The sequence below is a fragment of the Clostridium sp. UBA5712 genome, assembly GCF_002419845.1.
GTDB classification, from domain to species: domain Bacteria; phylum Bacillota; class Clostridia; order Clostridiales; family Clostridiaceae; genus Clostridium_J; species Clostridium_J sulfidigenes.
This window is the reverse complement of record NZ_DIGW01000011.1, coordinates 191,207-205,288: the sequence shown is the minus strand read 5'-3', so window position 1 is coordinate 205,288 and position 14,082 is coordinate 191,207. Positions and strand designations below refer to the sequence as shown.

Annotated in this window: 11 protein-coding genes; 8 read left to right on the top strand and 3 right to left on the bottom strand. The window is 28.8% G+C overall.

The window, feature by feature from the left end; translation table 11 throughout:
* Positions 1-164: 164 nt before the first annotated feature.
* Positions 165-869, bottom strand: a complete 705-nt coding sequence (locus B3B03_RS07240; RefSeq protein WP_346846687.1) for a DUF421 domain-containing protein — start codon at positions 867-869, stop codon at positions 165-167.
* A gap of 138 nt (positions 870-1,007) precedes the next feature.
* Here B3B03_RS07240 and B3B03_RS07235 point away from each other — a divergent pair, with 138 nt between their 5' ends.
* Positions 1,008-1,439, top strand: coding sequence for a GNAT family N-acetyltransferase (locus tag B3B03_RS07235; RefSeq protein ID WP_346876870.1), 432 nt, complete (start codon positions 1,008-1,010; stop codon positions 1,437-1,439).
* A 219-nt stretch (positions 1,440-1,658) separates the two neighbouring features.
* Positions 1,659-2,498, top strand: a complete 840-nt coding sequence (locus B3B03_RS07230) for a hypothetical protein (protein WP_346876869.1) — start codon at positions 1,659-1,661, stop codon at positions 2,496-2,498.
* Positions 2,499-2,529: 31 nt separating this feature from the next.
* Here the strand turns inward: B3B03_RS07230 and B3B03_RS07225 are convergent, their stop codons facing one another.
* Positions 2,530-3,879, bottom strand: coding sequence for a DUF4317 domain-containing protein (locus B3B03_RS07225; protein WP_346876868.1), 1,350 nt, complete (start codon positions 3,877-3,879; stop codon positions 2,530-2,532).
* A gap of 371 nt (positions 3,880-4,250) precedes the next feature.
* Here B3B03_RS07225 and B3B03_RS07220 point away from each other — a divergent pair, with 371 nt between their 5' ends.
* From B3B03_RS07220 to B3B03_RS07210, 3 genes are all read left to right on the top strand, one after another.
* Positions 4,251-5,204, top strand: coding sequence for a GNAT family N-acetyltransferase (locus tag B3B03_RS07220; protein ID WP_346876867.1), 954 nt, complete (start codon positions 4,251-4,253; stop codon positions 5,202-5,204).
* Positions 5,205-5,379: 175 nt separating this feature from the next.
* Positions 5,380-6,645: an alkaline phosphatase family protein gene (locus B3B03_RS07215; RefSeq protein WP_346876866.1), complete on the top strand. Its 1,266-nt coding sequence runs from the start codon at positions 5,380-5,382 to the stop codon at positions 6,643-6,645.
* Between the two features lie 170 nt (positions 6,646-6,815).
* Positions 6,816-7,643: a class I SAM-dependent methyltransferase gene (locus tag B3B03_RS07210; RefSeq protein ID WP_346876865.1), complete on the top strand. Its 828-nt coding sequence runs from the start codon at positions 6,816-6,818 to the stop codon at positions 7,641-7,643.
* Positions 7,644-7,816: 173 nt separating this feature from the next.
* Here B3B03_RS07210 and murC read toward each other — a convergent pair whose 3' ends face one another.
* Complete coding sequence (gene murC, locus B3B03_RS07205) at positions 7,817-9,232, bottom strand: UDP-N-acetylmuramate--L-alanine ligase (RefSeq protein ID WP_346876864.1); 1,416 nt, start codon at positions 9,230-9,232, stop codon at positions 7,817-7,819.
* 446 nt (positions 9,233-9,678) lie between these two features.
* Between murC and B3B03_RS07200 the strand changes: the two genes are divergently transcribed.
* From B3B03_RS07200 to helD, 3 genes are all read left to right on the top strand, one after another.
* A complete protein-coding gene (locus tag B3B03_RS07200; protein ID WP_346876863.1) occupies positions 9,679-10,551 on the top strand; it encodes an AraC family transcriptional regulator in 873 nt (290 codons plus the stop codon).
* A gap of 13 nt (positions 10,552-10,564) precedes the next feature.
* The gene (locus B3B03_RS07195) at positions 10,565-11,389 is read left to right on the top strand and encodes a GNAT family N-acetyltransferase (RefSeq protein ID WP_346876862.1); all 825 of its coding nucleotides are present in this window, start codon (positions 10,565-10,567) and stop codon (positions 11,387-11,389) included.
* Between the two features lie 319 nt (positions 11,390-11,708).
* Entirely contained in the window at positions 11,709-13,946 is a 2,238-nt protein-coding gene (helD, locus tag B3B03_RS07190; protein WP_414632751.1) for an RNA polymerase recycling motor HelD, read from the top strand.
* Positions 13,947-14,082: the final 136 nt, after the last annotated feature.

The following is a 14,082-nucleotide window of genomic DNA, read 5'->3' as shown; positions in this document are numbered from 1 at the left end:
CTTCAATGAGCTACTATTAGTATATAGCTTGTTGGAAAAATTAAATTAATATGGATGTTAATAGATATAAGTCAGTTAAAACGTGCTATAATAGGGAGGTTTTTAAATAAAAAGAGGCTTAAACGTATCTATAATATTAATGGATATGCTTAGTCCTCTAGGAATTATTTATATAAAAAAACTTTTAGGTTATCTTTATTGTCTAAGGTGGCAAGTAGAACGTTTTTTATATCAGTTTGATATAACTTTTTTAATTTGGAAACAACCCAACCTTCATCTTTATTAGTTTGCTTTAGCTCCTCGTAATTAATTCTACCATCCTTAATGATTGTCCTAGGCAAATCAAAGGCTTCTGTTTCCATTTGATAGAATGAAGGAGTAATAGGTTCATATTTTGGGTCTAAAAAAACAGAAAATTTTCCATCAGCTTCCCAAATCGCTAATGCTACTTTTTTTATATCTTCTACTTTTTCTTCACGTAATTCTTCTAATAACACATCAAGAGATATTCTTGCTTTTTTTAATCCTTTATAAATAATTTCTCCGTCTTTGATAATTGTGATTGGTTTATGATTAATAAGTATTTTTATAAATGGAAATTTTAGAACACAAAATACTCCAGCAATATATAGGACAACTAATACAATTGTTGAAATGACAGATCCCTTTAACCCAAGGTTTTCATCAGATAATGGATGAGCAATAATATTTCCAATTACTAAAGCAATGACAAAATCAAGGAGTCTTAATTGGGAGATGCTACGTTGTCCTAAGACTTTTGCAACAATAACTAAAAAGAAAAAAGCAATAATAGCACGCAAAGCCCACTCCATGATAGTAAGTGTTTCCTGACCTTGTAAAAAATCCATAATGATATCTCCTTTATACTAAAAATCTAATATGTAGTTTATCGTTGATGTTATTTTAACCAATAGTCAATAAAAAAATTAAAATGAAAAAAATTAGAATTAGTAACCATAGAATCAAAGGGAAAACTGGAGAATTTGATGAGTATATATTTACATGATTTATCAGAGTTTGCAGATGATTTAAAAATTAATGAAGATGGAAAATTTGAATATGATGGATTAGAAATGTATTTTAAATCAGAGGATTTAACTCCTTATTTTATAACATATCAAGAGGAAGTGGCAGGTTTTGTTCTTTTTAATACTGGGAAATATGTTCCAAAAGATATTGATTATGTTGTTCATGAGCTATTTCTATTAAAGGGTTTTAGAAAGAAAGGAGTAGGTAATGCTGCAATTAGAGTTTTGTTAGATACATACAAGGGTAAATATAAAGTTGAGCAAATATCAAGTAATAAGCCTGCGGTGAATTTTTGGAGAAAATTATATGAAAAACAAGGTATTAAATATATAGAATCAAAAGAAATAAATTATGATTTAGAATGTAGCGTTCAGATATTTAATATATAACTAAAAAGGAGATACCATCTTTAAGGGGGTATCTCTTTTAAGTTTATCTAAAGTTACAATGGCATTAGAGTTTTATCTTTTATAATCACTAATTTATTAATTCGGATTGTAATTGAAAACATAAACTGTAAATTTATATTAGTTATGTTTAGCTATACTATGTAATATATATAAGTATAGGATTATTTGTTACAATATTTAAAAGAGGAGATGTATAATATGAATATTCCTGTTTGGGAATATATACTTTCCATGGGAACTTATTTTATTTTACTTTTATTCATGATTGAATATATGAGGAAACATCACAAATTTGCAGCTATCTTCTGGGTTGTATCTTTATTTACTTTTCCACTTTGGCTTATGGGAGGCATAAATGGTTGGTTTCGTTGGGCAAAAACATTCAGTGCTATATTGCCACTTATAATAGGTGGATTTTTCCGTGTAGCTGATCAGGAACAATATAAAGGAAAGTTCTGGGACTTTATGAGAAAGGATTGGATCGTTTGGTTCATTTATGCGGTACTATTCTTAAATATTGCAGAAGCTACTATAAAAGATGTTACTTTAAAAAACTATGGCAATGCGCTTTGTGGATTATTATTATGTTTTACTATTCCATTCCCAAATGGACGAAAATTCTTTAAATTAAGTGCTGAAGATAATAGTATGTTTATAGCTTATACAACTATAGCTTGGAATTTATTATATACAACTTGGAATTTATGCTTTGTTTATGGTGAAACTGGTAAATACTTTGCTAGCTCTATATGCATATTATTGGCGGCAGAAATATATCCAATTATTAAAAGAAAACCTGAACTTTATATAGCAGCTCGTATATATACCTTATCTGCTCACGTATTAATTAGAGCTTGTTTACCTAACTTATTCCCAGCTGTAATGGATTCATCATCATGGTTTAATGCAGATATATTATATGGATGGGGAATATTTAACGGTCTAATAATAATTCCTTATGCTTTCTGGTATATATGGCAACTACATTCAGGTAAGGCTGAAGTAAGCTTCATTAGAAGTAATACTTCAGCAATGTAGGTAAGTAAATCTATATTTATCCTTAGATACCTTAAACTAAATGATCTAAGCCATTAACTGCAGTTTGCTCATTCTCATTAATAGGAATAACTATGCATTTTTGACCATCAATTATTTGAGATTTTATTTGAGGTATCTTTTCAGGTTTTACTTGAAGTATAACGTCATAGTCAGGAGCATTCTTATTATCTTCTGAATTTATATCCAAATCTTTCTCTAAATTAGTTTCTAAAGTTTCTTCTAAAATTATATTATCTTCACTAACTTCTGTAGATGAGGGAGTTTCACTATCTACAGAAGTTTCTTGTTTAACTTCATCCAGTTTAGTTTGAAGTATTTCTACTTGTTTTTGAAGGTGTTCTTCCTTCTTTCTTTGGGCATTTACCTTAAGTACCTTTGAATCAATTAAATTTTCTGCTAAAGGAAGATCATCACCAAAGTTTTCTACATAGGATTCTTCAATCTTAGAAGTGATTTCTTTAGGAACCCCACTTTCTATTAAAAGGTTTTGTATATCCTTCTTTGTTAAGCTTATAGGTTCACAATCTGCATCATCATATATAGCATTGTATTCCTCTACCATAGCACTTAGATTTTCTTGTACTTCCATAAAAATTTTATCAGCCTTCTTTTCTTCAGTACTAAAAGAATCTTTAATAATTGACTCAAATGTTTCTTTTTGCAAGGTAGCAGTTTGTTTTGAATAACAACCCAAAGCATTTTCCATTAATTCAGGATGGGTATCCTTTGCATTTTTCGTGTAATACATAATAGAGTTGACATCTGAACTACGCTCAATAAAAGCAGGAAACACAAAGCCATTAGTTGGAGCATCAACTACCCAATCTCTAATACGTGCTTTTATTTTATTTTCTTCTTCAAAGTATCTAAGACCAGGCTCAGAAAGTGAAACAGGGCATATTGCACATAACACATATTCATATACTTCTTCAGATTCATCTAACTTTGCATTATCAGTGGTTTTAGTAATAACGTCATAAGCATCATGAAAAACAAGTATTATAAAATTACCGGTAAAATCATAATTATCAATAATTAAATTATAAAAGTTATCAAGGAGGGCATCATCTTTTAATTGACTTTTTTTAAGTTGCATAAGAGAAATTTGTCTTTCATTCACATAGTCTTCATTAATTGGAAAGTTAAGTTCTAAAATATTATTTCCAATAGTACCAGACAGTACTTTTTTAGCGATTTCTAAGTACTTAAAGTATTCATCTTCATCTAAATTTAGAAATGATTCTTTAAATTTTAAAATGATATTTTTTTCTCCATTAACATAGCAACCACACAACTTAGTGAAGGTGCAATGATCTTTTTTTAAACGTCTTTTTAACTCAAGTATATCTTTTTTTCTCATATATAAACTCCTCAATCTAGTATTTTTCTATTTGTAGGTATTATTAACTATACAGAAAGGCATCACTATATTCATTCCAATAAACAGAGTTCTTAGTATCAGTATTTTCCATACTTAGGACTCGTTGTCCTTTAGGATAAATAAGTCCATGTAAGCCAAACCAAAGATTTGGACACTCACTTAAGTATAATATTTTTTTCATCTTAATTAAAGGGTTTATTAGGTAAAGTAAATACAGATGATATGAAAATAATAAGCATACCTAGAATGTATCTGGTATAATAAGGGTATGATTCCATATAGAAGGTTAGTGGCAGAAAAACTAAAACAGGATTTTACTAAATAAGTTATATATTAAGAGGGGTAAGAGAATGGTATTTGAAAAGTTAAATGAAAAGTATTTAGAGGATGCAGTTAAGCTTGCACAAAAACAATATAATATGGAGCAGAAATATATAGAAGCCTTAAATGATAAAGACTATAAAGAGGTTCTTACTGATTTATTGAGTGATATTTTTAAGAATAATCATGGAATGGTAGCTATTGAAAGAGGAAAAGTATTAGGGTATTTAAGTTTTTGGAAAAGTGTAAACGGTCATTTTGGCAATGTTAAAGGTTCATTTTCTCCATTATTTGCAAATGCTTATGGCGGAGAAAATAGGGGTAAAATAGCATCACTTCTTTTTCAATATGTATCAGAAGAAATGATTAAGGAAGAAATTTTAAGTTATGCAATTTGTCTATATAGCTATGATGCTCAAGTTATGAAATCTTTGACAATGAATGGATTTGGCATAAGGTGTGGAGATGGAATCAGAAATGTTAACAAGCCGCTCAATATTGAAATTAACACAGAATATTCTTATGAAGAAGTACATTATAGCAAAGCAGGATGTTTGTTATCGTTAAGCAATAGTTTAGTAAGGCATATGAGAAAGAGCCCTACATATTTTCTGAATGAAGAGCTTTCAGAAGGGGAATTTGTAGAGAGATGCAATAATAGACAATCACGTTTCTTTATTGCCAAGGATAAATCAGAAATAATAGGATATTTAGAAGTCACAAATGATGGAGAAACATTTATCACTGAAGAACCAGACTATTTGCATATCTGTGGGGCATATTTGAAAGATAGCTATCGTGGGAAGAATATAATCCAGAGTTTACTTTCCGTTGTTATTGAAACATTAAAAAGGGATGGTATAAAGAGATTAGGTGTGGATTTTGAAACAATTAATCCAACTGCGTTAAGATTTTGGGAAAAGTATTTTGATAGTTATACGTATAGTCTTGTTAGAAGAATTGATGAAAGAATTCTTAGATAAAAACTAGAAGCAAATGCTGATTTCTATATACTCTAATATGGTATCCCGTTATTAATATATAGTGATATTTGCAGAAATCGGTTTCTATAATGTAGAAATAAGATGCATAGAGCTTGAAGGAAATAAATGGAAGTTTTAAAATATATTTGTAAACTCAAAGTTGAGAGGTGAGTATATGATAAATACAAATTCAATAAACCAAGTTAATAAAAGTAATATTAGTGGACTGACAATTCCTTTATATGATAGTTACTGTTTTTCTAATATTTGTGGAACTATAAAAGATTTATTTAATATTGATTCAGATAAAAAACTTCCTAGTGATGTTATCGGAAATGGCAATGAGAAACCTAATAAAATAGTATTTTTTCTAACGGATGCTTTTGGATGGTGTTTTTACGATAAATATAAAGAGCATTCTAAATTTTTATGTAAATTAGAAAAGAGCGGTGTAGTTTCAAAATTAACTTCACAATTCCCATCTACTACAACAGCACATGTAACAACAGCATTATCTGGTGAATCAGTTTATGAACATGGACTTTATGAGTGGTTTTATTATGAACCAAAAGCTGATGATATAGTAACATCATTTTTATTTAAGGAAGCAAGAAATAAATATAATGAAACCTTAACAAGGAAAAATATAAAACCCAGTGACTTTATACCACAAAAAAGCTTTTTTAAAGAATTATTAAACCATGGAATAAAAAGTACTGTTTATCAACCTAGTCATATAAATAATGGTACCTATACTAGATTCACATGTAGGGATGCTAATTTAAAGGGTTATGACACAAATGAAGATTTGTTTAAATCATTATCAAAGGATTTATTAAAGAATGATGATAAAGAATATTTTTATGTTTATTTACATGACATTGATGCTATAGCTCATGCAAAAGGAAATCAATCAGAAGAATTTAAAATAGTTATGGGTAATTTATTTAAAAATTTAGATAGGTTTTATGAAGAAGGAAAAGATAAGTTTAGTAATACTGCTATTATAATTTCTGCAGACCATGGTCAAATTGATATTGATCTAAAAAATCCATATTATATTAATAAACTAATTCCTGATATAGAGAAGTATTTAAAGAAAAATAAAAACAATGATATCATGTCACCAGCAGGATATTGTAGAGATTTATTTCTGCATGTAGAGGAGAAATATTTGATAGAGTTAAAGACTATTCTTGAAAAGGAGTTATATGAAATAGCACAAGTATATCTATTTGAAGATTTAAAAGATAAAGGCTTATTTGGAGTTCCTAGTGAAAAGTTATTAGAGAGAGTTGGAAATTTAGTTATATTGCCTAAAGAAAATAATACTGTTTGGTGGTATGAAAAAGATATATTTGAAGTTACATTCCTAGGAATGCATGGTGGAGCAAGTAAAGAAGAGATGGAGATACCATTTCTATTTTATATGTTTAAATAATATTGTAGTAACCTAAGTTACAAGCTACTTCGAAAAGTCCCCAGGGAGACATAAACAAGTTATGAACACAATCTGATTGTATCTGCCTGATGGAAAGGGGGGATGAATGGGAGAGGCTGTAATGACAAAGGTCAGGTTTTAATGTTGAATGATAGGAATGGAGTGATTATGTGTCTAGAGCAAATAACAGAGATATAGTTAGGGGACAGTATAATTCAGATAAGAATTTAAAAGCCAGACAAGCTTTACATGATGGTTTTAGTACAAATAAATATGGATGGTTTAATTGGGTATTTGATCAATATAAGTTTAAGCCTAATGATAAAGTTATTGAATTTGGATGTGGGAATGGAAGTACATGGGCTAATAATAGAAATAGGATACCAAAGGATATCCAGGTGATTCTCACAGATTTGTCTGAAGGTATGTTGAGATCAGCAAAAGATAACCTTTTAGGAATTGATGAAGTATTTGATTATTCTGTTAGTGATATACAAAATATTGAATATGAAGACAATTCATTTCAGTGTGCCATTGCAAATCATATGCTTTACCATGTGGAAAATAGAGATTTAGCAATCAGTGAAATTGCCCGTATACTTAAGGCAGATGGAACTTTTTATGCTACTACCAATAGTCTTTATAATATGAAGGGACTAAAAGACTTAGTGAGAAATTTTGATTCTCAACTTGATTATGAATCCTTTTCTGTTGCAAAGGAGTTTGGTATAGAAAATGGGGCAGAGCAGTTATCAAAGCATTTTGATTCTGTTGAAACTTTAGTATATGAAGATTCCCTTCATATTACAGAAGCAAAGCCTTTAGCGGATTATGTTCTATCATTAGATGGACATGTGAACATACAGGATATAATGACGGAGAGCAAAGTACAGGATTTTTACAGATATTTGGAAGATATAATTTTAAGAGAAGGAAGTATTGATATACCTAAATCTAGCGGAATGTTTATAGCTAAGAATCCTAAGAAAGTGTTATAAAAGGAATGATTGCTATATTTGAACGCATATGAGTAGAGTTACATTTGAGTTATGCTTCAAATTTCATATTTAATTAGTAGAACTTACTCAGCGAACGCATATGAGTTGAGTTATAATTAAAGCAAATAGGGCGTGTAATAAATTATGTTGAATTTATTACACACCTTATTATTTTATTCTTTTAATACATTAATAATTTTTCTAGATAATTTATAAGATTCACCCGCTCCAAAAACTATAATTATATCTCCACTTTTAGCTTCATTAAGGAGTTTACTACATATTTTATCAGAGCTTTTTATATACTCAGCTTTATTTATATCTATTTCACTACATAGCATATCTAAATTAACTGGCTCTATGTTTTTATTTGCTTCTCGTCCTAAGAAGGGATTTGTAATAATAACTCTATCTGCCTTTTTTAATGCTATAGCAAACTCATTAAAAAACAGCTTTGTTCTTGAAAGTTGATGTGGTTCAAAGACAGCGAAAACCTTTTTTCCTGGATAACTAAGTTTAATTGAATCTAAGGTAGTTGCTACTGCTGTAGGATGATGAGCAAAGTCATCAAAAATCTTAATATCATCAATATCTGCTACTAATTCTAGTCTTCTTCCTATTCCTTTGAAATTTTTAAATGAATTCTTTATTGCATCTATATCAACACCTAACTCTAGGGCAGTAATTAACACCCCTAAAGAGTTTTCAACGTTATGCTTACCGATAAGTCCAAGGTTAAAATTATATTCTTTATCTCCATTTACTACTTTAAAGGAGGAATATTCAGGGGTGTTTGAAGTCAATTCTGCTTTATACTCCATGTAGAAAGGGAATTCGAGCTTATTATCTATATAATATCCAATAACTTTTACTCCTTCTTCATTTAGCCAATGTCTTAACTCACATAATATTTCTCTAATAGCTGTACTATCTTCATTAACAACTAAAATTTTTGGACCTTTAAGCCTTTCTATAAAGTTTTTAAAAGAATCCTTAACATGATTTATATCCTTGAAAAACTCTGGATGATCCATTTCCACATTGTTTATTACAGCTATTGAAGGACTATAATTTAAAAAATTATTATTGAATTCATCAGCTTCACATACAAAGTAATCTGACTTTCCTAACCTGTATCCACCACCCCAATTCTTAAAGGTTGTTCCGGCTTCAACAATTGGATCTAGACCACCATTTTCCAAAACAAGTCCCATTAAAATTGTAGTTGTAGATTTACCATGGGTACCTGCAATGGAAACAACAAACTTTTCATTTTGCACATATTTAGCTGAAAACTCCTGCCATGTCATTAAAATTCCTCTTCTTTTAGCTTCAAGTATTTCTGGATGATCCGGTGAAATATCTAAAATGGCAGGTGATATAGCTAAGATATCAATATCCTGTATATGGCTTGAATCGTGACCTTTTAAAATATCTATATTATTTTGTAAAAGAGCATCTTTATAATATCCTGATATATTCAAGTCACATCCTGAAACATCAAACCCCATGTTCTTTGCAATAATTGCTATAGGTGCAGCACCACTTCCGCATATACCCATGAAATGCACTTTTATTTTATTTTCCAATATAATTCACTCCTATCATAATGTAATTTAGATTAAGAATATGTTTTAGAAAAGCCTTTGTTCTGATATTTATTCAAAATAAAGTTGATTCACATTAAATTACAATTTCAAATTAATTATAACATGAATTTACTATTGTTTTCCAATGGGTGAAAAAGAAATGATTATAGACTTGTCACATGAAGCTCAAGAAACCATTCAATTCAATTTTAAAGTAATGTATAATAAGAATTAAGTAAAAATTTGATAATATGTGAAAAATTAAGTTGTATTTAAAATATAAATAAGAAGTTAAATTTAATGAATTTTTTCATCTTTGGCAAAGAACTAACAGAATATAAGGTAATTAATAAATTAATATAATCAAATTAGTATGGACAAAACAAAGCACAGTAAGACGGGAATAAAATCCTTTGTTACTATATACTTTAATGGAGGTTAGAATTTTGGAAATAATTAAGGATATTAATAATGCAATTGAATATATTGAAGATAATTTAGGTTCAAATATAAGTATTGATGAAATAGCGAAGGTTGCATTTACATCACGTTACCATTTTCAAAGAATGTTTCATGCATTAACTGGGGTTACTTTAACAGAATATATTAGAAATCGTAGGCTAACACTCGCTGGTGAAGAGTTATCTTCTAAAAATGTAAAGATTATTGATGTAGCTGCTAAATATGGTTATGAAAGTCCAGATACGTTTACTAAAGCTTTTCAAAGACTTCATGGTTCAACACCTTCTATGATAAAAAAGGGCAATACAAGACTTAAATCATTTCCAAAACTCTCATTTCAAATATCAATTAAAGGGGAATGCGAAATTAATTATAGAATAGTTAAACAAGATGAATTTAAATTTTTTGGAGTGGATTTTTTAACTACAATAATAGATAATGCATTGTATAAAGAGATACCAGAATTTTGTGATAAAATTTGGGAGGATGGAACCCATCTTAAGATTAATGAATTTTTAGGATATTCTAAAATGAATATACTTTATGGAATTCATTATGATTTTAAAGAAGATGGAAGTAGAAAATATATGATGGGGTGGAAAGTTCCTGATAAAGATATACCTAATGAATATAAAATAGTAAACATACCTTCATGTACATGGGCTGTTTTCGATGGCAGGGGAGATAACTTGAATACCCTTGCCATAGCAGATTTATGGAGGCTAATATATTCAGAATGGTTTCCATCATCAGGATTTGAACAAATAGAAGGACCATGTATAGAAAAGTATTTTTGGGATGATGATCAATATATTAATTATAGTTGTGAGTTATGGATTCCAGTAAAAAGAAAATAAAATGGGGGATAAAATGAGTATTGAAATAAAAAATCCAAAGGAAGATCAGTACGGTAATAGTAAAGAAAATATTTTTTTAGCCTTTAGTGATGATGGAAGCTATTTGGGAAGTGCCTATACATATCCTAATATAAATTATCATCAGGCCCATGAAACACCATACCTTATCTTTATAGATATTGATATAGAATCTAATATAGACAAGCTTTTAAAAGATGAAGTTAAACAAAAATTATTTGATAAGGTATTTCTAAGGGCTAAAGAGCTTCATAAGGAAAGACCAGACTTAAAAGCAAGAATATATTCTGGATTTGAATATAACAATGAGAAGCTTGATTTCTATATTAAAAATGGTTTTGATGAAAACTACAGTATCATTATGGAAGCAGATATTGAAGAGAATCCTAAATATACATTCACTGAAGTGGAAGTAACTGAGATAAATTTAAGTTCTCAGAAGGAGCTTATGGAGTATAGTGCAATATATAATGAAATCTTTATATCACCCTTAGATGTAGATGCACTTTTAGAACAAAGTAAGGAAAAGCATTTTAAAAATCTATATTTTTTAGTTGATGGAAATATACAAGGTGGTTGTACAATCTTTGAAAAGGATGGCTACGGCTATATTGAAACTTTATATGTTTTATCAGAAGCACGTGGCAAAGGAATATCAAAAATTATAGTTAAGTATATATTTAATTATTTCTTGTCAAAAAACTTAAATAAAACAAAGCTAGAAGTATGGGAACTTAATAAACGTGCAATAAATTTATATAAATCTTTTGGATATAATGAGGTTGAAAAGAACTTCATGTTTCCAGGTATAACTATTTAATTATGTAGAATAAATATAGGAATATTAAATGGAAAACACAAATTATAATAGTTAGGGTGAAGTGTATCTGTTGAGAAACAAAATAAATAAAAAGAAAAATTAGTATAGTGAGAAGAAATGATAAAAAGTGAGAAACTTCATATAAATGGAGTTTTTCACTTTTTACTATTTTTAAGCTAGAAAGTTTTAATATACTATCTCTACACTTTAATTATAACATATATAACAAAGTAATTATAGACTGGTAATTTAAGGTACATGTGATAAAATAGCAATGTTAATTCTAAAATGCTAAAGCTTATTACAAGGAGGAGATATTTTGTCAATAAATAAATCTGAATGGCTAGTAGAAATGGAATGGTTAGAAAAGGTGCTTAGGGAAGTAAAAAAGCAATTAAAAGAAAAGCAAAACTCCAAAGATAATTTTAAAAAGGAAGCTATTGAAACCCAAAGAGAATTATGGGAAAATCTTGGGGCTGTTTCAGTAGAAAATGGTATGCAGCATATAGGAGATTTTATGCAGTTTATTAATACCATGAAAATTCAAAAGAGGACCCATGAGTTTGAAAGAAAGCTAGTTGATAAATATGAGAAGATGATTTCATCTCCTTATTTTGCAAGAATGGATTTTGAGGAAGAGGGAGAAGAAAAAGCTGAAAAGTATTATGTTGGAATTTCTAATTTAATTGATGAAGACTTTAATTTCTTTATATATGATTGGAGGGCACCAGTTTCTAGTATGTTTTATGATTATGAAATTGGAAGTGCTAATTATAAATGTCCTGATGGGATTATAAATGGCAAAATATCAATGAAAAGGCAATATAAAATTAGTGATGGCAAGATTGATTATATGTTTGACAGTAATATAAAAATAGATGATGAAGTATTACAAGATATATTAAGTAAAAGTAGCGATAATAAAATGAAGGCTATAGTGACTACAATTCAAAGAGAGCAAAACAAGGTAATTCGTAATGAAAAATATAAAAATTTAATTGTTCAGGGTCCTGCAGGGAGTGGAAAGACTTCTGTTGCTCTTCATAGGATTGCATATTTATTATATAAGCATCGTGATACCATAACATCTAAAAACATAGTAATATTTTCTCCAAATAATATTTTAAATGATTATATTTCTAATGTTTTACCTCAGCTTGGGGAAGAGAATATGCTTCAAACTACCTTTAAAGAATATATGCATAAAGTTCTAGAGGAGGTAGGAGATAAAGAAGATTATTGTGCAATGATGGAGACAATTTTTGGTGATAACAGTGAGCAGTCTTATGATATAAGGATTAAAAGCTTAAAATTTAAGTCATCTGCTGAGTTTGTTAATTTATTAAAGATATATATAAAGCACTTAGAAAAGGTAGGTAGAGATTTTAAAGATATCACTTTAAGAGGGAAAACTATAATTTCAGCAGTGGAAATACAGGAATTGTTTTACAAGGACTATAAGAGGCTTCCTCTTAAGAGAAGGTTAGAAAAGCTAAAGCAAAGAATTTTATATGTTATAGAACCTTATGAAAAAACATTAGTCAATAAAGCTATGAAAGAACTTGAAAACTCTGGTGAATATTTAGATAGCGATGAAATTGTTAAAGTAAGTAAATCCTTAGTAGATAGAGAAATTAAAACTATAATTAATGAGGTGAAAGAAAAAACTAAATTTGATTTGATGGATTGCTATAAAGCCTTTTATGAAGATTTAGAAGACTTCTTAAAGATAGCAAATATTAAATTTGATAATGAAAGTATTAGAGAAATTAAAAGATATACCCTAGAGGATTTAGGGGTTAAAAAGATAAATTATGAAGATCAAATAGCTTTATTATTTATAAAAGGAGCTGTAGGTGATATTCTAAAAACAGAAGAAGTGAAGTATGTAATTATTGATGAAGCTCAAGATTATTCACCATTACAGTATGAAATTTTTAATCAATTATTTAACAAAGCAAATAAAACAGTCCTTGGCGATATATCTCAATCCATTAATCCTTATATGAGTGTTGGAAGCTATAACAATGTTGTAAATATACTTAAACCTGAGGATACTTCTATAATAAATTTAACTAAAAGTTATAGATCTACAATGGAAATAACTAAATTTTCTCGAAAAATATTAAGTGATGAAATTCATGATGAATACGTGGAAAGAAGTGGGGATTGGCCCAAATTAACTGGTATTTTAGATGAAGAAGATATAAATGAAAGAATAGTGGAAGAGGTAAAAGTTCATAAGGATGATGGACATAATTCTATAGGAATAATAACAAAAAATGTTGATGAGGCACAGAGGGTTTACAATCATTTGAAGGATAGGATTAGTGTTAAAATGGTTATAAGTGAGGATGATGAGTATGTTAATGATATTTTAATTATTCCTGCATATCTTGCTAAGGGTTTGGAATTTGATGTGGTTATGATATATAATGCCAGTGATTTAAGGTATAAGAATGAAGAGGATAGATTGCTACTTTATACAGCTTGTACAAGAGCTCTTCATGTTTTAAATATATTTTATTTAAGGAATGTATCATCATTATTAAAGTGAAAAGAAATAAGATAGACTGAAAAAAGTCTATCTTATTTTATATGAAAATGTAATCAAAACTTGAATCTGAAATATTATTAATTTTGTTGTATAGGGTAGTTAACTAGGTTTATTTGTGTGGCAGGCAAATTTACAG